The organism is Streptomyces sp. NPDC030143, from assembly GCF_055573695.1.
On sequence record NZ_JBVIAY010000006.1, the window covers coordinates 108,158 to 127,898 of the forward strand.

At 72.5% G+C, this 19,741-nt stretch carries 16 protein-coding genes; 10 read left to right on the forward strand and 6 right to left on the reverse strand.

What is annotated here, in order from left to right; translation table 11 throughout:
- Positions 1 to 206: 206 nt before the first annotated feature.
- A complete protein-coding gene (locus ACZ4YY_RS13090) occupies positions 207 to 947 on the forward strand; it encodes a VOC family protein (RefSeq protein WP_468287962.1) in 741 nt (246 codons plus the stop codon).
- Positions 948 to 975: 28 nt separating this feature from the next.
- On the opposite strand, the gene ACZ4YY_RS13095 is transcribed toward ACZ4YY_RS13090, so the two are convergent.
- Together ACZ4YY_RS13095 and ACZ4YY_RS13100 are read right to left on the reverse strand one after the other, a co-directional pair.
- Complete coding sequence (locus ACZ4YY_RS13095; RefSeq protein ID WP_468287964.1) at positions 976 to 1,827, reverse strand: phosphotransferase enzyme family protein; 852 nt, start codon at positions 1,825 to 1,827, stop codon at positions 976 to 978.
- Positions 1,828 to 1,857: 30 nt separating this feature from the next.
- On the reverse strand, positions 1,858 to 2,613 hold the full coding sequence (locus tag ACZ4YY_RS13100) for a GtrA family protein (protein ID WP_468287967.1): 756 nt from the start codon (positions 2,611 to 2,613) through the stop codon (positions 1,858 to 1,860).
- Positions 2,614 to 3,259: 646 nt separating this feature from the next.
- Here ACZ4YY_RS13100 and ACZ4YY_RS13105 point away from each other — a divergent pair.
- Positions 3,260 to 3,766, forward strand: a complete 507-nt coding sequence (locus ACZ4YY_RS13105) for a DUF6624 domain-containing protein (protein WP_468287970.1) — start codon at positions 3,260 to 3,262, stop codon at positions 3,764 to 3,766.
- Positions 3,767 to 4,471: 705 nt separating this feature from the next.
- Here the strand turns inward: ACZ4YY_RS13105 and ACZ4YY_RS13110 are convergent.
- On the reverse strand, positions 4,472 to 5,263 hold the full coding sequence (locus ACZ4YY_RS13110) for an MBL fold metallo-hydrolase (protein ID WP_468287973.1): 792 nt from the start codon (positions 5,261 to 5,263) through the stop codon (positions 4,472 to 4,474).
- A gap of 89 nt (positions 5,264 to 5,352) precedes the next feature.
- On the opposite strand from ACZ4YY_RS13110, the gene ACZ4YY_RS13115 reads away from it, so the two are divergent.
- Entirely contained in the window at positions 5,353 to 5,952 is a 600-nt protein-coding gene (locus ACZ4YY_RS13115) for a CGNR zinc finger domain-containing protein (protein ID WP_468287976.1), read from the forward strand.
- Positions 5,953 to 7,335: 1,383 nt separating this feature from the next.
- Positions 7,336 to 9,510 (forward strand): endonuclease, encoded by a 2,175-nt coding sequence (locus tag ACZ4YY_RS13120; protein ID WP_468287979.1) that lies wholly within the window; start codon positions 7,336 to 7,338, stop codon positions 9,508 to 9,510.
- Positions 9,511 to 9,679: 169 nt separating this feature from the next.
- On the opposite strand, the gene ACZ4YY_RS13125 is transcribed toward ACZ4YY_RS13120, so the two are convergent.
- The gene (locus ACZ4YY_RS13125; RefSeq protein WP_468287981.1) at positions 9,680 to 10,264 is read right to left on the reverse strand and encodes a helix-turn-helix domain-containing protein; all 585 of its coding nucleotides are present in this window, start codon (positions 10,262 to 10,264) and stop codon (positions 9,680 to 9,682) included.
- A gap of 46 nt (positions 10,265 to 10,310) precedes the next feature.
- Here ACZ4YY_RS13125 and ACZ4YY_RS13130 point away from each other — a divergent pair, with 46 nt between their 5' ends.
- Positions 10,311 to 10,835 carry a GNAT family N-acetyltransferase gene (locus ACZ4YY_RS13130; RefSeq protein WP_468287984.1) on the forward strand — a complete coding sequence of 175 codons (525 nt, stop codon included), beginning with the start codon at positions 10,311 to 10,313 and terminating at the stop codon, positions 10,833 to 10,835.
- 367 nt (positions 10,836 to 11,202) lie between these two features.
- Here ACZ4YY_RS13130 and ACZ4YY_RS13135 read toward each other — a convergent pair whose 3' ends face one another.
- The gene (locus ACZ4YY_RS13135; protein WP_468287987.1) at positions 11,203 to 11,679 is read right to left on the reverse strand and encodes a hypothetical protein; all 477 of its coding nucleotides are present in this window, start codon (positions 11,677 to 11,679) and stop codon (positions 11,203 to 11,205) included.
- A gap of 173 nt (positions 11,680 to 11,852) precedes the next feature.
- Positions 11,853 to 13,049 (reverse strand): L,D-transpeptidase, encoded by a 1,197-nt coding sequence (locus tag ACZ4YY_RS13140; RefSeq protein ID WP_468287989.1) that lies wholly within the window; start codon positions 13,047 to 13,049, stop codon positions 11,853 to 11,855.
- Between the two features lie 229 nt (positions 13,050 to 13,278).
- On the opposite strand from ACZ4YY_RS13140, the gene ACZ4YY_RS13145 reads away from it, so the two are divergent.
- The 5 genes from ACZ4YY_RS13145 to ACZ4YY_RS13165 all read left to right on the forward strand — a co-directional run bounded on the left by ACZ4YY_RS13145 (position 13,279) and on the right by ACZ4YY_RS13165 (position 19,395).
- A complete protein-coding gene (locus ACZ4YY_RS13145) occupies positions 13,279 to 14,475 on the forward strand; it encodes a lipid II:glycine glycyltransferase FemX (RefSeq protein ID WP_468287991.1) in 1,197 nt (398 codons plus the stop codon).
- A 272-nt stretch (positions 14,476 to 14,747) separates the two neighbouring features.
- Positions 14,748 to 16,346: a murein biosynthesis integral membrane protein MurJ gene (murJ, locus tag ACZ4YY_RS13150; protein WP_468288548.1), complete on the forward strand. Its 1,599-nt coding sequence runs from the start codon at positions 14,748 to 14,750 to the stop codon at positions 16,344 to 16,346.
- A gap of 12 nt (positions 16,347 to 16,358) precedes the next feature.
- On the forward strand, positions 16,359 to 17,042 hold the full coding sequence (locus ACZ4YY_RS13155) for a response regulator (RefSeq protein WP_468287994.1): 684 nt from the start codon (positions 16,359 to 16,361) through the stop codon (positions 17,040 to 17,042).
- 152 nt (positions 17,043 to 17,194) lie between these two features.
- On the forward strand, positions 17,195 to 18,748 hold the full coding sequence (locus ACZ4YY_RS13160; RefSeq protein WP_468287997.1) for an ATP-binding protein: 1,554 nt from the start codon (positions 17,195 to 17,197) through the stop codon (positions 18,746 to 18,748).
- Positions 18,745 to 19,395 (forward strand): hypothetical protein, encoded by a 651-nt coding sequence (locus ACZ4YY_RS13165; RefSeq protein WP_468288000.1) that lies wholly within the window; start codon positions 18,745 to 18,747, stop codon positions 19,393 to 19,395. Before ACZ4YY_RS13160 ends, ACZ4YY_RS13165 begins: the two co-directional genes overlap by 4 nt.
- Positions 19,396 to 19,741 lie beyond the last annotated feature (346 nt).

The following is a 19,741-nucleotide window of genomic DNA, read 5'->3' on the forward strand; positions in this document are numbered from 1 at the left end:
GCCCCCTGCGCCTCGGCTCACGGGAGCGCGGGGGACATGGCCCACCACGTCTCCCTGACCGCCTGTCGACGGTTCCCGTCCCGTCAGATGACGGGGCATTTGAGACTGCTGAGCGAGTTGTTCTGTGCGCAGCCGAGCGAGTCGGTCTCTGTGGGGCGACGGTGCGGACGATGCGCCGTCCGGAGCGGGTGCATAGGATCGCCGGCATGGCACTGCGACCCGTTCACGTGAACATGAAGGCCGTCGATCACTCGGCGGTCGGCCGGTTCTGGGCGGAGGCGCTCGGCTGGAGTGCCTACAGCCCCGGCGTGACCACCTACGTGGGACCCGTCGGCGGCCTCGTCTGGCCGGACCCGGTCGTCCTCGGCATCGACGTCGTTCCCGTCCCGGAACCCAAGACGACGACGAAGAACCGTGTGCACCTCGATCTCGCCACCACCTCTGCGGACCATCAGGCGGAGTTGGTGGCGCGCCTGCGGGCTCTCGGTGCGACGCCCGCCGACGTGGGCCAGGGCGAAGTGCCGTGGACGGTCCTCGCCGACCCCGAGGGCAACGAGTTCTGCGTGCTGGAGCCCCGGGAGATGTACCGGGACACCGGGCCGATCGCCGTGGTGGTGGTCGACTGTGCGGATCCGCGGGCCATGGCCCGGTTCTGGGGTGAGGCGACGGACTGGACCCTGCACGAGGTGACCGACGATCACGCGGTGTTGCGCTCCGCCAAGGGGGTCGGCCCGTACCTCGAGTTCCTCCGCACGTCCGATGCGAGGACCGTCCCGGACCGCATCCACCTGGACCTGCTGCCGTACGCCGGTGACGACAAAGCAGCGGAAGTGGCCCGGCTGCGTGCCCTCGGCGCCACCGACCTCGATCTCGGTCAGGGCGACGTCCCGTGGACGTGCCTGGCCGACCCGGAGGGCCACGAGTTCTGCGTCCTCGCCCCGTCCTGACGCGGAGTCCTACCTCGACGGCACGCGATCAGCCATGGGGCCGCGGGCCGTCGCGATCGAGTGCTGCGCGGATCCGGCCGAGCCACTCCGCGCCCAGCCGGCGCCCGTCCGGAAGCCGGTCACCTCGATCCCAGCGCCACGTCGTGATCATCGCCAGCACGAGGATCCGGCAGTCGCGCAGCAAGTCCTGATCGACGCCCGGACAATGCTCGCCGACTTCTTCGGGCGCATGGGCGAGGTCGAACTCGACGGGCCCGCGGCAGCACGTCTCGAGGTCGACGAACAGCAGCCCGTCCCTCGTGGTGAGCACGTTGCCCGGGTGCGGCTCGCCGTGAAGCAGTTGCTCGGGGCCGCCGCGCTCGCCGATCGCTCGTTCCAGGTGTCGCAACGTGTCGGCGAGCAGCTCCCGGTCCACGTCGGCGAGCGCCGGGGTGCGGTCGCGGTTCGCGACGAGCTGTCGGGCCTGTGCGACGCGATCCGTGAAGTGCGGCGTCGGGACGTCGAGCTTGCGCATGCCGGCATGCAGCCGTTCGAGCGCATCGGCGTAGTCGGCCGGCGGGATGTCCCGAGGTGTCACGGGTTCGTAGTAGGTCCACAGCGTGACCGCGAAGCCGTCACGCTCATGGACGCGTGGCTCCACTCGAGGATCGAGAGCAGCCACAGGGCAACCGGATGCGACGAGCCGCTGAGCGAGTTCGACTTCGAAGCGTGCGACCTGTTCCGCCACAGGTGCCACCCGGGCCAGGACGTCACAGGGCAGCAGGCGCAGAGTGAGTTTGTTCGAGTCGTGGAGGACGATCGCGTCGTCGGCTGTCAGGCCGAGTGACGAGGCGATCGACAGGGCCGCGGCCACCGCACGCCGTGCCTCCGACGCCTGCATCGTCGTCCGGCCCCTCTCCTCTGAGCGCTGTCATGACTCTCCGAGCGGTGCAACCTGCGCACCATACCAACAGGGCGTCCGCGGCTGGATCGCCTGTGCCAGGGCTCGTCCCGGACGGCCCGTGCACCACGCCGTTGGACCGCCGACAGCCGTATCGGCTCGCTCGTGCGCGACGGTGGATGCACCCACGACTGTCCGGCCCACCCGCAGGGCTCCGCAGCCGAGAGGGCCCCGTGCAGTGATCGGCCCCGCGGCCCGCCGCGAGCCGTCGGACGGGCGGGTGCTCTGGCGCACCACCGTGGGCACGGCCACCGTGCCCTGCTGCTTCAGGGGTCGTGCGGCCTTGTCGCGGCGGGTGGCGAAGACGTACAGGCGCAGGACGATGAAGCGGCAGACCCCGGCGAGCCCTGAGGCGCCGAGATAGACGACCTGCTCCGTCAGCACGCCGGGGGACGGGTGTGTCAGATGCAGGACGAGCACGGCGACGCTGGTCGCCAGATAAGCGGCGGTGGCCGAACATGCGGACTGCCAGTGCTCTCGCCGGCCGGCGCCGCGTCCCGTGCCGAACGTGTAGCGGGCGTGGAGTTCGGTGCACAGCAGGGTGGAGGCGACGGTGATGACCGCGTTGGAGACCGCCCAGGGTGTGATCACGGCCAGCAGCGGTACCGCGAAGCTGGAGAGGACGCCGGTGCCGCCCCCGAAGAGCACGAATCGGATGAAGGAAGCGAGGGGGCTCGGGGTGGCCGGAGTCGCCCTCTGGGGCTTCTCTGCGAGGGGCGACGTCACGAGTGCTCCTTCTGACAGGCTCCTGTGCGCAACTCTGTTTCTGACATAGGAAAAGCTACGTTGCATTCACACAACAGGCAACCTGTTCATTGCGTCCTACCATCATTGCCGCAGCTCAGTGAGCACATATCGTTGCAATGGTTTGATTTTCAATGCAACACTTACCTAACCGATCGTTGCAATGGACTGGGTGTGAACGACCCGCGAGCAAGGGGACACCAGGCGACACGAAGAGGGCGGCGACGCCGGTGGGTGTGCGCCGGCCGGTGCGGAGCACACCTCGCAGCTCATACGTCGCGGAGCGGCACCGTATCGGGCCGCCTCGACGCCCGACGTCCGCCTCCACACCGGCCCGGCCGACTTCTACGACGGGATGGGCGAGCGCCGCGACGCGAGTCGGGCGGGTCGGTCGATGCCCCCAGGATTCCGCCCGGCGATGGCCATACGAGAGACGACCGGACGCGCCCGGTGTCTCACAGGGCCCATGGCCGTCGTGGCGGTCCGGTCTCGGCTTCAGGGGTAGATCCATTATCGCGGTGCGCGGTGCCCCCTGTCACCGTTCTTCGGAACGATCTTGACACCCGATATGCCCCTTTAGGCTTGCGGGCAAGGAGCACAACACACCTATTCGGAAGAGGAGTTGGAAGTGGCGCACGACGTTGCCGCGCTGGCGGAGGAACTCACGGCCATGGCTGCGGCCGATCACCGGTCCTCAGTCCGCGCGAACAGCGACGACCCCGCCGAGCAGCTGGCATGGCGTCGGCTGACCGCACGGCACGGTGACCGATTGTCCGAGATCATGGACGAGTACGGCTGGCCGACGGCTGACATGGTCGGTGAGGACGCCGCACGCGCGGCATGGCTGATCGCCCAGCACGCCGACCGGCAACTCGACGTCCAGCGACGTGCCCTGCAACTGATGCGGCAGGCGGTTTCGGCCGGCGCGGCCGCACCACGTGACCTGGCCTTTCTGCGCGACCGCACACTGGTCAACGAGGGCCGCAAGCAGATCTACGGCACTCAGATCGCCGGCGTGAAGGACGGGGCGCCGGTTCCGTGGCCCTGTGAGGAGCCCGAGCGCGTGGACGAACTCCGCGCGGACGTCGGCATCGAACCCTTCGACGCGTACGTCGCCAGGTTCGCGACGACCTGACGCTCCGTTCCCGCTCGCGACCGGCGGACCAGCGGTGCCGATCACGCCCCGGGGGCGGCAACCCCGGCGATGAACTCCGTCGAAAAGCGCAGGACCGGCGCGGTGCGGCCCTCCTGTCGCTCCAAGGTCCCCCTCCTTCGGTCGGCAACCGCGGTGATGCCCCGACCGTGGGACTCACGGCGGGATGCGGGGCGTCCTTGACGGCTCTCAGCGCCCTGCGGAGGATGCCGGGCGCTTGGAGGTCGAAGCCGCGGCGGTGGTCGCGGCCGACAGCTCGGTGGTGGGCGACGCTTGCGCGGCAGCGGTGCCTGCGGGACGTCACGTGCGGCGGCTTCAGTGTCGTCCCGGGCCTCGGCCTCGTCGCCGGGTTCGGCCGGCGACCGCGGAACCGCGGACGACACCCCACAACCGCTCGGCCGGTGCGTCCATGGCAGTGACTCAGAGCTCGGAAGAAGGGGAGCCCGACCGGCTCGCGGCGTCCGGTGCGCGCGATCACACGGCGCCGGAAGCTCTCGCAGCGGAGCGATCAGGGGCTTTCGGCAACGCGGCGAGCGCGCGTGCCCGGCGTCGCGCCGGGGTCCTCGGCGCGCCCGCCGACCGGGAACCGCCACGCGCGGGGGCGCGTCGACCGACTTCTCGACCCGTCTTCCTGACGGTCGGAGGGCATCGGCCGGGCACGTCACCTCGATCCGCGCCCCCTTGCGGTCAGTCCGGCTGTCCCCAGTCCAGGCGGTCGGCCAGGCCCGCGGCGGTGAACGCGGCCAGGAGCTCGTCGCGGCCCTCGGTGAAATGGGCCCAGCTGTCGTAGTGGACGGGAACCACGCGACGGGCGCCGAGTATCCGGGCGGCTTCGGCGGCCTGAGCGCTGTCGAGGACGAGGGTCCCTCCGTCGAAGAGGCCCGCGAAGCGGGGCGCACCGGCGAAGAGGACTGCGGTGTCCACCGGCCCGAAGCGTTCGGCCGTCTCCCGTACGGCGTCGAGGGAGGCGTTGTCGCCGCTGACGTACACCGCGGGCAGCCCGTCTCCGGTCAGGACGAATCCGACGACCTCTCCGGTGATCGCCTCCGTCTCCTCGCGCGGGCCGGGGCCGTGGACGGCGGGGACGCCGGTCACCGTGACGGTGCCGCCGCCGGGGCGGTCGAGCTCGACCGACTCCCAGTCGGCCAGCCCCCGGGCCCGGTCGCCGAGGCGCTTGCCGCCGCCGGGTGTGGTGAGCGTGAGCGGCACGTCGGCGAGCAGGGCGCGGCCGGAACGGTCGAGGTTGTCGGCGTGCTCGTCGTGCGACAGCAGGACCACGTCGACGTGTCCGAGGTCGGCGGGTTCGACGGAGGAAGGAGCGGTCTTGGTCAGGCTTGGGCCGCCCGGACTCGGGTAGTCCCCGGGGGCGTCGAAGGTGGGGTCGGTGAGGAAGCGCAGGCCGCCGTACTCGAACACCGCGGTGGGGCCGCCCAGGACACGGACGGGGAACGGCTCATGGGACGTCATGGCAGGGGTCATGAAGAAAGCACCTCACGGATGGAGACGGTTTATCCGTGAGAGACCGTAGCTGTTTCTCACGGATGCAGGCAAGCCTTAACATGAGACTCATGGATGCGACCGTGCCCGCCGACCCCGCCGCGCCGCCCGCTCCCGGCGAGGAGCGGTACCTGGCGCTCGCGTTCGCCAACAGCGCCATGGCGTTGCCCGGCGGTCGGTTCACCGACCTCCTCGGCACTCCGGCGCAGGCGAACCAGTGGCTGGCCGAACGGGAACTCGCCCCCTCGGACGCCGGGCTCCGGGAGATGTGCACGGCGCAGCTGCGTTCCCTGCGGGAGCAGATCAGGGCGTTGTTCGCCTCCCGCGTCGACGGGCTGCCGGCCCTGCCCACGGCCCTGTCCGCCGTCAACGACGCGATGAGCAGGGTGCCCACCGCCTCGCTGTTGCAGTGGGACGAGAAGAGCGGGCCGTACCGCGTCCCCCCGCACCCCACCACCGAGATCGTCGACCACGCTCTCGCGACGCTCGCCGCCGACGCGGCCGATCTGCTCACCGGCCCCGACGCCGAACGCCTCACCGCCTGCGGCTCCCCGCCCTGCAACCGCTACCTGCTCCGGCACGGCCGCCGGCACTGGTGCTCGACCCGCTGCGGCGACCGGGCACGCGCGGCCCGCGCCTACGCACGCCGCAGCCGGCCCGGGACGGACTGACGCACGAAGACCCTTCCGACCGGCGGCCGGAGGGCCTCGGCGGGAGGACGTCGCCGCGCTTGCGTCATCTGCCGCGGGCGACGGCCTTCCGTGTGCGGACCCCGCCCGCGGGAGGGGCCGGACCCACCGGCCCGGGGACCGGTCATCGGCCGTCCGGTCACGGGAGAACGGCAGCGGGGCACGGCACGGCCACGCCCGCGGCTGGCCGGGCCCCGGCGGGCCTTGGGAGGAGTACACGGGTTCGGTGCCCGCAGGCGGGGTCGGATCGTCGTAGCACTCGATCGACAAGTCGCCGCGCACGTCGTCGGGTTCGCACCGGGGCTGGCGCGGGAAGGCGGTGGTCCACGCTTCGGGAGACGAGTCCGCCGACCCCGCACCCGGGTACCCGGCTGAACTCCGGTCCGCCCAGCGCCCGACACCCGGCCCACGGCTCACCGGCGGTACGCCTGCACGGGCGGTACCGGTAGGGCGGGTGACACGGCTCCTTCGACGGACCTCTGCTCCCGACGTCACCCGACGAGGCCTCGTGCCCCGTTCTGCCACGGTCGGCGCGACCCCCTCGTCATTCTGCGGGCCACACGACCCACCGGACCGGCGGTCCGGTGCCATGTGAGGCGGGCGACGGCCGAAGCCGGCGCCGCCGTGCCCTGCTCAGCGCGGCAGCGCCCGGCCGTTCCCGCGGTCGTCGCTCCGGCGCAGGGCCACGAGATGCGCCATCCTCCCCGGTGGTTCACGCTTCAAGTGGGACGAACCTGCGCACCGGCACAGGAGTTGACCGACCCCGGCCGGCCGGATCACCCGAGCCGCTCTCTCCGGCACGCCCGGACCGAGGTCCTCCGCCGAGTGGCAGTCAGGTGCTGCCTGGCCCAGACTGGATGGTGCGGGCGGCACAAGATGCCTGACGCACCGGCCGAGCGGGAGGCGCTCCCCCACGCGTCTCCTGACGTGGACAGACGGCACTCCGACGACGTTCCGTCCGTCGGCACGGCACTCCAAGGCCACCTCCGGACCTCGGGGCCCCTCTGATCGGCGTCGCCCGCGGATGCCGTCCACGGCGAGGAAGTGGCCCGCTTTCCGCTCCCCGTCGGCCACGCGGTCGCCGAGGCTGCGGCGGCGGATGCCCCGAGCGGACGCCTCCTCACCGTCGGCCTGCGGGAGGAAGCCGAGCGCTGTGCCGACGACGCCCGAACGGCAACCTCCCGGCTGCCTGGCCTCGAGCCGACCAGCAGGGGTGCTTCAGGAAATACAGCAGCGGCTCCTCGAGCACTTCCGGGCCCCGCGCGGGGGCCCGCTCGGGAGACACCGCCACAGCATGATCGCGCGCCGAGGACGGGCTGCCGGAGCAGGCACCGGACGGTGTGCGCGGCAAGGAGGCGAACCGAGATGACCACCACGGCCCATCGACGCCGGACGGGCGGACTGCAGGAGCAGTTGGAGCGGGCCACCGCCCGCTACGAGGAGCGCGAGACCGCCCGTGAGCGGACCCGGCGCGTGCTCGACGCCCAGGGGGTGTTGCACGCGGACACGCCGGAACGGGTCACCACGCGGCTGGCACGTCTGGGAGCGGACTGGTCACAGGCCACCGCTCTGGAGGGCACACCGCGCCGTCCCACCACCGGGCGCAGCCTGTCCGGGCCGGCCCCGGAGAGCTTCGGGACCGACATGCTGGGTCTGGAACGGCTGATGGGTCGCAACGACCTGATCGATGTCCGGTTCCTCGAAAGCGGTCATCTGGCCGCGCGCTCCGTGGGCCGGGTCGTCGTCCGCGGCCCCGAGTCGCATGTCGGAACCGGTTTCCTGACGTCCCCGTCCCTGATGCTGACCAACAATCACGTCCTGGCCGACCTCCAGGAGGCCGAGCGCGGGGTCATCGAGTTCAACTTCCAGGCCGGCATCGACGGACGCGTGATGACACCCATCGTCGTCGACCTGGAGCCCCACCGTTTCTTCGTCACCGACCCGGACCTGGACTTCACGTTGGTCGCGGTCGCCGACCGGGGCCGCAACGGAGAGAACCTGAAGGACATCCCCTGGCTCCCGCTGGGCGAGGCGCAGGGCAAGGTGATCCTGGGCGAGACGGTCAACATCATCCAGCACCCCAACGGTGAGCCCAAACAACTCGCGCTGCGGGAGAACGAGGTGGTGGACCTCCTGGAGGACTTCGTCCACTACGCCACCGACACCGCGCCGGGTTCCTCCGGCTCCCCCGTCTTCAACGATCAGTGGGAGGTGGTGGCCCTGCACCATGCCGGCGTCCCGCTCAAGGACGCCGACGGCAACTTCCTCTCCGTGGACGGCAGTCGCTGGCGGCCCGACATGGGCGAGGGCCGGCTGGCGTGGAAGGCGAACGAGGGGGTGCGGATCAGCCGTGTGCTGCAAGCGGTGCGGCAGGCCCCCGTGACCGGCCTCGCCGGCGACCTGCGGTCCGGCCTCTTCGAGACCGTCGCCCCGGCTCCGGCGGCGGCCGACGCTCCGGCGCCCCGCGCCGACGCAGGGGTCGGCTCCGCCGCGGTCGTCGCAGCCGGCGCGGCGTCGCAGGTGACGGTGCCGCTCGACGTCGTCGTCACCGTCCAGCCCCGCACCGCCTCGTCGGGGCGTCCTCAGGTGCCGCCTTCGGCCGCCCCCGGGGGTGCCGGCGTCGCCCCCGGCGCTCCGCGGCCGACGGCCCTCACGGCCGTGAACGGTCATGTCTCTCCCGCCGAAGCGGACCTGAAGGCGGGACTGACCAGTCTGGACGTCGGTCGGGAGCGCCCGTACTTCGACGCCGACGCCGACCGCGCCGCCCGGGAGGCCTACTACGCGGGGCTCGACGGTGGTGACCGCGCCGGACTGGGGCCCGCCCTCACCGAGCTGCTCGAACGCACCCACGAGCGCCGGCCCGCCTACAAGCCGATGCGCATGCTGTATCCGTTCGTGGACCTGCACCCCGACCGGCAGTTGCACAGCATCTATTCCGGCCAGGTCTTCACTCCCGAGGAGTTCATACGAGCCGACGCCGCCGTGGAGACCGCCCGTATCCAGCGCTGGCAGGAACTGGCCTTCCGTGAGGCCTTCCTGGGCCCGGAGGCCCTCACCGCGGAGATGGACGCCCTGGAAGCGGCCCTGGCCTTCAACTGCGAGCACGTGGTGCCGCAGTCCTGGTTCGCCAGGCGTGAACCGATGCGGGGAGACCTGCACCACCTCTTCGCCTGCGAGACCACGTGCAACAGCTTCCGCAGCAACATCCCCTACTTCGACTTCACCGACACCGAAGAGATCAGACGAGGCTCCTGCGGACGCCGGGAGCACCGGGGTTTCGAGCCGTCGGCGGGCAAGGGCGCCGTCGCCCGGGCCACCCTGTACTTCATCCTGCGCTACCCGGGACGGGTCGGGGACGCCGGTGGCGAACTGCAGCCGGACCAGCTCGGCACCATGCTGGCCTGGCACGAGTCGGACCCCGTCGGCCTGTACGAACAGCACCGCAACTTCGCGATCGCGGAGATCCAGGGCAACCGCAACCCGCTCGTCGACCATCCCGAGTGGGCCCGCACCATCGACTTCGCCCACGCCTGGTCGTGAACGGCGCCGCACGGCCGGGTCCGGGCGCCGGACCCGGCCGTGCGGGCGGTACGGGGCCGCCCCCGATCCGGGCGGTGCCGGGGCGTCGTCGTGCTCGCGGCGGCGCCCCGGCGCCACGGTGCTCGCCGTCTTGGAGGACCGCTCCCGCCCGGAACGTCGGCAGCCGGTGTCAGGGGGCGGCGCGCCGCCCGGCGGCGCGGGGGCGCATGATCAGGGCGGCGACGTAGTAGGTGCACGGGGTTGCGCCGACGTTGGCGTAGCCGTGGGTGACGTCGGCGGCGAAGTACACCGAGTCCCCTGTACCGAGGTCCACGGCCCGCTGGGCGAGCGTGAGTCGCAGGGTTCCGGACGCGACCGCGACGAACTCGTGAGAGCCCGCTGCGTAGGCGGGGAACTCGCCTGCGTCGCAGCCCGGCGGCAGGGTCGTGCGGATCCACTCGAAGTTCACGCCGGGCACCACGGGCGTCAGGACGGTCCGCCGCCATCCCCCCGGCTCGTCGACGGTGTCCTGGTCGGCGGCGCGACGCACGATGACACGGGTGTCCTCGGGCTCTGCGAGCAGCTCGGCGAGAGGGACGCCGAGGCCGTCGGCGATGCGGTCCAGCACGACCACGGTGGGTGCCTTCTGGCCGCGCTCGACCGACGACAGCATGCTCACGCTCACCTCCGCCGCGTCCGCCAGCTGCTGCAGGGTCATGCCGGCGCCGTGCCGCAGCCCCTTCACGCGCCTGCCCAGCGTCACGAGATCCACCATTCCCCTATAATAGCGATGCTCTTCGCTATAGAGGAATGAGGCCCTGGTGACGACACCGAGGACGACCATCCGCCCGGCAACCCCCGCCGACCTCGCGGCCGTTTCCGACATCTTCACGCACTACGTCCGCCACACCGTGGCCACCTTCGAGGAGACCCCGCCGACCGTCGCCGACTGGCAGCGCCGGCTGCACGACCTCACCGAGCGGAAGCTGCCGTTCCTTGTCGCCGAGTCGGCCGGCGCGGTGGCCGGCTTCGCCTACGCGGCACCCTGGCGCCCCAAGCCGGCGTACCGGTACACGGTGGAGGACACCGTCTACCTCGCGCCCGGCGCCACCGGCCTGGGGCTGGGATCGGCCCTGCTCGACGCGGTCGTCACCGAGTCCGCGCGGGCGGGCATGCGGCGCATGATCGCCGTCATCGCCGACACCGGAAGCGACGCCTCCCTCTCGCTGCACCGCCGATTCGGCTTCACCGACGCCGGCCGTCTGCCCGAGTCCGGCTATAAGCACGGCCGTTGGATCGACACCTTCCTGCTGCAACGGGCCCTGACCCCGGGACGGCCGGAGTGAACTGATCAACCGGCCGGCACGACCTGTCCCCCGGAAGTCGACGGCGGCCACACGGTGTTGGGCCCCCAGACCCTTCGGCCGCCTTCTCGCGGTCACGACGGATCGGTGGGTCGAGCGGGACCGCCCGGTGGCGACGGACCGAACCGTGAGGTGAGGGAGAAGCGACGCCGAAACGCCCGGGACCACGTCGGGCGCCGAGCTCAGGGTGGGTCCGGCCTGCGCGCGCCGGTGCCAGGCCGCGTGAGTCACGGGGGCGCACCCTCCGCTGCAAACCCGGCCGGCTCACCGCGCGGGCGGCTGCGGCAACGGATGCCGGGCCGGTTCGAGGGCCTCGCGTCCGTGCGCGGATCCCTCGTACGCCAGCGGGTCAGGCGGCCTTGCTCGCGTGGGAACACCTGTCGTCGGCACCCGCTTCCGGGATGCGCATCCGGTGCAGCAGGTCACGTGTGACGCGATGGTCGTCGGTGGTGCGCCAGGTGAGGCCGGGATGCCGGGACCGCAGGTGCGACAGCGCCCTGGTGCCCAGCCCGCTGTCGCGCAGGGGTTCGTCGATGACCACATCGATGATCACGCCCCGGGCACACTCGTCGCAGGTCCGGTAGATCACCTGGCCGACCACTTTGCGGATGTGCACCAGCAGCAGACACTCCTCGCCTGCGGCACCGGGCGCGGGAGACTGCAGCAGGTCGACCGCACGGTAGGCCAGGATCCTGCGCCGCCACCGGCCCCTGCGCCGCCCGGGGCGCCGGTGCCTGCCCTCGGTCCGGTGTGCCGGCACGCCGGGCCGGGGGCCCGGCGGCCGGACCTGGGTGACGGTCTCGGCAGCCCTCTGGTCCTCATGCATGCGTGTGCCAGTGCCCCGTTGCGGGGCCGGCAATCCCCTGCCTCACCGATGTGTCCGGACCTCGGATCAGCGGATCTCGGTGATGTCCGCCCCCGGCGGGGGCCGTCGCGGACGCGGCACGCCCCGGCCGCCACCGCAGCGCGCCCCGCCCCCACCGCGGCCCGCCCCCGGCGTCACCGCAGCGCGCTCTTCTGCTTCCACTCGGGCCAGGACAGGTTCCACGCGCCGAAGCCGTTGCCCGGCGCGACGACCCCCTTGGTGTGCCTGCCCGTGATCTCGAACGGGTCTCCCGGCCGCACCTGCTCGTAGAACCATGCCGCGTCCGCGTCGCTCATCCCGATGCAGCCCGAACTGCGGTTGGCGTTGCCGAAGTGGCGGGCGTTCCACGGAGCGGCGTGCGCGTACATGCCGGACCAGGTCAGTCGCATCGAGTGGTCGACCATCTTGTCGTAGGCATCGCCGAGGCCGACGGTTTCGGAGTTCATGTTGATCGTGCCCTCCTTGGCCATGAGGACAGCGGTTCCGCGCCACGAACGCTTGTCGCCGCCGGGAGTGCCGCCGGAGACCGGTATGCGCCGGACGGCCTCGCCGTCGCGCACGAGCGTGAGGTGGTGGCTGTCGAGGTCGACCTTGACGATCTGCTGCGCGCCGATGCCGAAGGTGCTCGTGTAGTCGCGTACGAACCAGCCGCCGGTGCCCGAGTCGGTGCCGTTCAGGTCGGCGTTCAAGGTGACCTTCGTGCCGGGCTTCCAGTACGTCTTCGGACGCCAGTCCACCCGGTCGCGTCCCGACCAGTCGCGTATCCACCCCCATGAACCCTCGGTGCGGTTCGACGTGGTGATCCTGAGCTGCCTCTCGACCTCCGCCTTGTTCTGGACGGGGTTGTCGAAGACGAGCGAGATCGGCTGGGCGATGCCGACGGTGGTGCCGGTGCCCGGTCGCCAGTCGACCTTGTTGACCTTGTCGGCCGGAGCGGTGGCGAAGGAGGTGCTGCTCCGGCCCGCTTCACCGCCGTCGGTCCGGGTGACCGTCCTGACCGTGTACGCCGTGCCGGGTGCGGCCTTGCGGTCCGAGGTCCAGGTCCTGCCGTCGGAGGCGATCTTGCCGACGAGTGCGCGGCCCTTGGCGTCGGTGACGGTGACCGCGGTGAGCGTGCCGCTCTGCGCGGTGACCTTCACGGGCGCGCCGGCCGCGGCCTGGCGTCCCGTGGGGGTGACGGTGACGTTGACCGGGCGCTCATCGCCGCCCTTGGCCGCGCCGGTGTCGGCCGTGCCGGACGAGGAACCGGAGGAGCAGGCGGCGAGCGGCGTCAACAGGGCCGCCACCACGGCGGCGCGGACCCGAACGGGACGTACTCGTGTGCGGTGCAACAGGACCTCCGTGGCGGAAGGCGGAAAGGCAGGCCAACAAGGGGCCGACCGGACGACGTTGTGACTGTAGAGCCGGGAAACCGCTGGTCAGCGCCTTCAGGTCGATGTGACGGCGACTGGTGAGGAACGGTCATGGTCCGGTCACATTCGCAGCGCGGGACGGTCACGGGCGGCTGTGAGCATCCTCGGCGTCCCCGCGACAGCCCGGGGAGAAGGAGAGGCTCAGACCGTGTCAGCGCTGCTCGTGCCGCCCGGCCGCAATCGCGACGACCACCGGCGAAGCGTCAGGCTGGGTCCCGTGACCGCGGAGACCTACCGTGCCTTCCTCGCCTCCCCTGAGGGCGCGGCGCTCGGCGCCGGCTTCCTCCAGTGCCCGTCCTGGGCCGGCGTCAAGGAGGGCTGGCGTGCCCTATTGCTCGGCTGGGGGCCCGACCCGGCGGCGGGCGCCCTGACCGGGGTGGCCTTGGTGCTGCTGCGTCAGTTCCCCGGCACGCGCAAGTACTTCGCCTACCTTCCCGAGGGGCCCGTCGCCGACTGGGCGGACGCGGACCTCGACGGCTGGCTCGCCGCGCTGCTGGAGCATCTGCGCAGCGCCGGTGCCTTCGCCGTACGCATCGGCCCCTCGCCCGCGTACCGGCGCTGGGACGCCGCCGTGCTCAAGTCGTCCACCGGCCCCGGCAGACGGCTGGGCGACGTCCTCGACTGCGAGGTCGACCCGCTCGGCACCGCCGTCGCCGAGCGGCTGCGGGCGCGCGGATGGCGCCGCTGCGGCGGCGAGGGGGTGGCGGACGACGGGGACGCACAGCCCCGCCATGTCTTCCAGGTGGGGCTCACCGGACGCACCGCGGAGGATGTGTGGCGCGGGCTCAACCAGGAGTGGCGGCGCAATGTCCGCCGCGCCCAGAAGGAGGGCGTGGAGGTGGTGGTGGGCAGCGCGGCCGAACTGCCCGAGTTCTACCGGCTGCTCCGCGTCACGGAGGAGCGCGACGGTTTCCGGCTCGGCCGCTCGCTCTCCTACTACGAGCGTCAGTACGCGGCCCTCAACGCCGAGGAGCCGGGCCGGATGAAGCTGTACCTCGCCCGGCACGGCGGGGAGATCCTCGCCGCCCACACGATGATCACCGTGGGCCGCAGGGTCTGGTACCAGACCGGCGCCTCGGCCGACCACCTCCCTGAGGTCCGGCCCTCCAACGCCCTGCAGTGGCGCATGCTGTTGGACGCCCACGCAGTGGGCGCTGACGTCTACGACATGCGCGGGGTACCCTCCACTCTCGACCCTGACGAACGTGCGTACGGACTGCTGCGGTGGAAGCTGGGCACCGGCGGACAGGTCGTCGAGACGTTGGGGGAATGGGAGAGACCCTTGGGCGGCACCGCCAACCAGACGCTGTACCGCGCCTTCCAGGCGTACCTGGCCCGCCGATGAGGTCGACGACAGGACCGAGCACGGCCGATGGCGGCTCCAGCGCAGACACGGACGCGGGCACGGGCACGGGCGTAAGCGCAGACGCAGGCAGAGGCACAAGCACCGGCACCGGCACCGGCACCGGCGGGGACGCCGCTCATGACGGGGCGGGCGTCACCGTGCCCGCGGCTCGGCGCGGCCAAGACACCGCCGACCGGGACGAATGCCCCGACCAGGCCGACGGCAGCGGCAGCGGCAGCGGCAGCGGCAGCGGCAGCGGCAGCGGCAGCGGAATGAAGCCCGTGTCCGCGACGCGCAGCAGTGCCGTCATGGCCGCCGGGTCGCTCGTGTCCCGCGGCACCGGTTTCGCCCGCTCGGCCGTGGTCGCCGCCGCGCTGGGCACCATCGGGCCGACCGCGGACGGATACGCGGTCGGCAACTCCCTGCCCACCATCGTGTACATGTTGCTGCTCGGCGGGGCGTTGAACGCGGTCTTCGTCCCCGAGCTGGTCAAGGCCGCCAAGGAGCACGACGACGGCGGCGCCGCCTACACCGACCGGCTCGTCACCGTCTGCGTCGTCGCCCTGCTGGCGATCACCGCGACCGCGGTGTGGGCGGCGCCCGCGATCGTCGACGCGTACACCGACTACAGCGGCGCACAGGCGACCATGACGATCGCGTTCGCCCGTTACTGCCTGCCCCAGATCTTCTTCCTGGGGCTGTTCACCCTGCTCGGGCAGGTGCTCAACGCACGCGGCCGGTTCGGCGCGATGATGTGGGCGCCGGTTCTCAACAACGTCGTCGTCATGGCCGTCTTCGGCGTGTACCTGACCCTGGCCCTGGGCGGCGGGGAGACGCTGACCGCGACCGAGACCGCGGTGCTCGGCTGGGGCACGACCGCCGGGATCGCCGTCCAGGCGCTCGCCCTCGTCCCCGCCCTGCGCGCGGCCCGCTTCCGCTGGCGGCCCCGCTTCGACTGGCGCGGCAGCGGACTGTCCCGTCCGCTGCGGTCGGCGGGCTGGCTGGTGCTGCTGGTCCTGGCCAACCAGGCCGCCTACTGGGTCACGACCCGGCTGGCGACTACCGCGGGCCTGGACGGGGGCCCCGGCTTCAGCGCCTACAACAACGCCTACGTGCTGTGGGTGGTACCGCACGGCATCATCACGGTCTCCGTGATGACCGCGCTGATGCCGCGGATGAGCGCGGCCGCGGCCGACGCGGACCTCGCGGCCGTACGGTCCGACGTCTCCCACGGCCTGCGCACCGCCGCCGCAGCCGTCGTCCCCGCGGCCTGCGCGCTCCTCGCCCTGGCCCAGCCGGTGACGTCGCTGGTCTTCGGGTACGGCAGGACCAGCGCCCAGGACACGGCGGCGATGGCCTCGATCCTGATGGCCTTCGCGCCCGGACTGGTCGCCCTGTCGGGCCAGTACGTCCTCTCCCGCACTTTCTACGCGCTCTCCGACACCCGTACGCCCTTCCTGCTCAACCTGGTGATCGTGGCCCTGAACGCGGGGCTGTCCGTGGCCGCCGCCCAACTGCTGCCGGCCCGCTGGGCCGTGACCGGGATGGCCGCGGCCTACTCACTGGCGCTGTGCGCGGGCTGGGCGCTGACCGGCCGGGTGCTCGGTCGCCGGCTGGCCGTCGCCCGGCCACTGCGGTCGACCGCCGTCGCGGCGCACGCACGGCTGCTGCTCGCCGCCGTGCCCGCCACCGTGCTGGGCCACCTCGCGGCGTCCGGCGCCGAACCGGCGGGGGCGCCGGCCGCGGCGGTCTCCGGTGCGGCCGTCATCGTCCTCACCTTCGCCCTGCTCGCCCGCCCGCTGCGGCTGACCGAACTGGACGCGCTGATCTCCGGCGCACGTCGGCGAGCGGCTCGACGCCGACATCACTGAGGGAGACTGTTGATGCCCCGCGTACTCCTCATCGAGGACGACCCTTCCGTGCGCGAAGGAGTCGAACTCGGTCTGCGCCGTCGCGGCCATGAGGTGCGGTCGGCCGCGACCGGCGAGGCCGGGCTCGCCGCGCTGAGCGAGTTCCGGCCCGACCTGCTGCTGCTGGATCTGATGCTGCCCGGGATGAACGGCGTCCAGGTCTGCTCGCGGGTCCGCGAGAACAGCCAGCTGCCGATCATCATGCTCACCGCGCGCGGTGACGACTTCGACATGATCGTGGGTCTGGAGGCCGGCGCCGACGACTACATCGTCAAGCCCGCCCGGCCCGAGGTGATCGAGGCCCGGATCCGCGCCGTGCTGCGGCGCACCGAGGACACCGGCCCGGACCGGCCCGCCACCGAGGTGCACGGCGACCTCGTCGTCGACCGGTCCGGGCTGACCGTCACCAAGGCCGGCAGGCGGCTGGCGCTCGCTCCCTCCGAGTTGCGACTCCTGCTCCACCTCTGCGCCGCCCCGGAGCAGGTGTTCAGCCGGCAGCAACTGCTGGAGCACGTCTGGGAGCACAGCTACCACGCCGACGCGCGCCTGGTCGACGCATGCGTGCGCCGCCTCCGCAACAAGATCGAGGACGAGGCCGGCGCACCGCGTTACGTCCAGACGCTGCGGGGCTTCGGCTACCGCTTCGGGCCCCTGTGAGCACCGGGACGAACCCCGGCAGACTGCGCCGAGGCAGGGAACGGAACCGCGGCGGGGGGCTCCCGGGCGCGAGCCCGGCGGGCGGGGCACGGGAGCCTGCGGCCGAGATCGGCGGTGACCCGGCGCGCGGCCACAGGTCGGAGGACACCGTCGTGAAGCCCCCCGGCACCCGACGGGGACGCCGCAGCCGAGCTGCGGGCGTCGACCGCGATGCGGGCATCGACGCGCCGGACGCGCCGCGCCCTGCGCGCCGGGCACGCACCACGGCGTTCGGACTGCGCACCCGGCTGGTGCTGGCGTTCCTGCTGGTCGCCGTCGTCAGCGCCGGCACCACCGCCGCGCTGACCTACCGCGAGGCCCGCAACGCGCTGCTGGAGACGGCACAGAACACGGCGGTCTCGTCCTTCCGCGACGAGGTCCAGCGCATCGGGATCTCGCTGCCCGTGGAGACCAGGGGCCTGCAGGAGGTCCTGCGCGACATCGCCCGCAAGGGCAGGCCGCGCCCCTGGGTGGTCTTCGCCGAGTACGGTTCGATCAGGGCCTCCTCCGGCACCAGCCCTGTCTCCACCGTCATCACTCCCGAACTGCGCCGCGCCGCCCGGGCCGACCCCAACGGCAGCTTCGAACGCGTCGTCAAGGACGGCGTCCCCTACCTGACCATCGCGATGCCCACGGTCTTCAAGACCGGACCCGACGGCGTGCTCGCCACCGGTCTGGTCCTGTACGCCGTCATGCCGATGCGTGACGAGCAGGTCAACGTCGACGCGCTCCTGACGGCCGCCCGCGACGGGGCGCTGCCCGGCCTGGTGATCGCCCTGATCCCCGGCCTGCTCGCCGCGCGCAGCGTGCTGCGTCCGGTGCGCGAACTGCGCCGGGCGGCGCAGAGCATGGGCAGCGGACGGCTCGACGCCCGCATCCGGGTACGAGGCAGCGACGAGCTGGCCGAGCTGGCCCACACGTTCAACGAGTCCGCCGGCATGCTCGAGCACTCGGTGCAGGAGCTGCGCGACGCCGAGGCCCGTGCCCGCCGCTTCGCCTCCGACGTCAGTCACGAACTGCGCACACCGCTGGCCGGCATGCTCGCCGTGACCGAGGTCCTCGACGAGGACGCGGACCGACTGGACCCCGACACCGCCCGCGCCGTCCGGCTGATCAGCACCGAGACCGGAAAGCTCGCCGTACTGGTCGAGGACCTGATGGAGATCTCCCGGTTCGACGCCCGCGCGGCCGAGCTGAACGCCGACGAGGTCGACGTGGCGGAGGCCATCCGCAAGACCCTGCAGAACCGGCACTGGACCGACGGCCGGGTCCGCGCCGAGCTGCCCGACGGCATTCGCGCCCGCCTCGATCCGCGCCGCTTCGACGTCGTCGTCGCCAACCTCGTCGGCAACGCGCTGCGGCACGGCAGCGCGCCGGTCACCGTGCGCCTGCGCCGCGAGGCCCGCTCCCCCGGTGTGCCCGTCCTGGTCACCGAGATCGTCGACAGCGGACCCGGCATCCGGCCGGAGGTGCTCCCGCACATCTTCGACCGTTTCTACAAGGCCGAGGCGGCCCGTACCCGCTCGTCGGGCAGCGGGCTGGGACTGGCGATCACCCGGGAGAACGTCAGGCTGCACGGCGGAACCATCCGCGCGGGGAACCTGCCCACCGGCGGCGCCGTCTTCACCGTCGAGATACCCGTACACGCGGAGGAAGCCGGGGCATGAGACGTGGACGCCTGTGCCGCCGCGCGGCTGCTGCCGCCGGACCGGCGGCCGCCCTCCTGCTGGGTGGTTGCGGTGTCCACGAGACCGACGCCATCGCCGCGGGCGCTCCCGCCACCGTCCAGGCCTTCCCGGACCCCGGCTCCGAGGTGCTGCTCTTCTTCCGTTCCCCCGACGGCGCGGTGACGCCCGTGATCCGCGAGTCCGCGACCGGGGACGGATTCGGCGACGGATACGAGGAGGCCGCCGATGCCGAGGGTCGGCCCGGTCCGACGGCCAAGGCGATCTTCATGCTGCTGAACGGCCCGGACGCCCGGGACCGGGCCGCCGGACTCGGCACCTCGCTTCCCCCGGCCGCCCCCGGCGCGCCCGTGCGGGCCACGCCGCTCACGAGCGGGCAGGTCGTGGTCGGGCTCCCCCTCGCCCTGGGCGGCCTGGACCGGACCGCCCTGCGCCAGTTGGTCTGCACGATCGCCTACAACGCCAGCGCGGACGGCCGGGCCGCGGTGCGGATGACCGGACGGGACGGCGTGTCGACGTCGGGGACGTGCGGCCTCGACGTCTCCACCGGGGCCGGACCGCTGGACGTCACCACCGGGGCCGAACCATCGGACGTCGGCTCCGGGGGCGGGGCGACGCCGCCCGCCTAGACCGGCTCGGCGAAAAGCCGTTCACGGGAGCCGGCCCGGACCGGCTCGTCGGCCTCCCCGCCTCCGGCGAGGTCACCCCGGCGGCCCGGCCGGGTCCGATCGAGGCCCACCCCTTCGTCCCGCGCACCGCGGACCGGGGGAACCGGCTCCGCAAGGCGGCGCCGGGAACGTCCCACGAAAGGCGTGCCGTCGCTCCGCCCCGGTGACCGCGGACCTGCCCGGTCGGGGATGCGGTGGTGCCGAGACGTGCGGGGAACTCCCGGCCGGCGCAGCCGAGAGTCCGTGCGGAGGGCGGGACCCGCACCGTGGCCCGGCCCGGGCCGGTGCGGGGAGTGAGGAGGTGACT

Bases quoted from the DNA above. Each gene is read 5' to 3' on its own strand.
- ACZ4YY_RS13090 (WP_468287962.1), top strand. From the start codon at position 207: ATGGCACTGCGACCCGTTCACGTGAACATGAAGGCCGTCGATCACTCG.
- ACZ4YY_RS13095 (WP_468287964.1), bottom strand. From the start codon at position 1,827: ATGCAGGCGTCGGAGGCACGGCGTGCGGTGGCCGCGGCCCTGTCGATC.
- ACZ4YY_RS13110 (WP_468287973.1), bottom strand. From the start codon at position 5,263: ATGACCCCTGCCATGACGTCCCATGAGCCGTTCCCCGTCCGTGTCCTG.
- ACZ4YY_RS13115 (WP_468287976.1), top strand. From the start codon at position 5,353: ATGGATGCGACCGTGCCCGCCGACCCCGCCGCGCCGCCCGCTCCCGGC.
- ACZ4YY_RS13120 (WP_468287979.1), top strand. From the start codon at position 7,336: ATGACCACCACGGCCCATCGACGCCGGACGGGCGGACTGCAGGAGCAG.
- ACZ4YY_RS13125 (WP_468287981.1), bottom strand. From the start codon at position 10,264: ATGGTGGATCTCGTGACGCTGGGCAGGCGCGTGAAGGGGCTGCGGCAC.
- ACZ4YY_RS13135 (WP_468287987.1), bottom strand. From the start codon at position 11,679: ATGCATGAGGACCAGAGGGCTGCCGAGACCGTCACCCAGGTCCGGCCG.
- murJ (WP_468288548.1), top strand. From the start codon at position 14,748: ATGAAGCCCGTGTCCGCGACGCGCAGCAGTGCCGTCATGGCCGCCGGG.
- ACZ4YY_RS13155 (WP_468287994.1), top strand. From the start codon at position 16,359: ATGCCCCGCGTACTCCTCATCGAGGACGACCCTTCCGTGCGCGAAGGA.
- ACZ4YY_RS13165 (WP_468288000.1), top strand. From the start codon at position 18,745: ATGAGACGTGGACGCCTGTGCCGCCGCGCGGCTGCTGCCGCCGGACCG.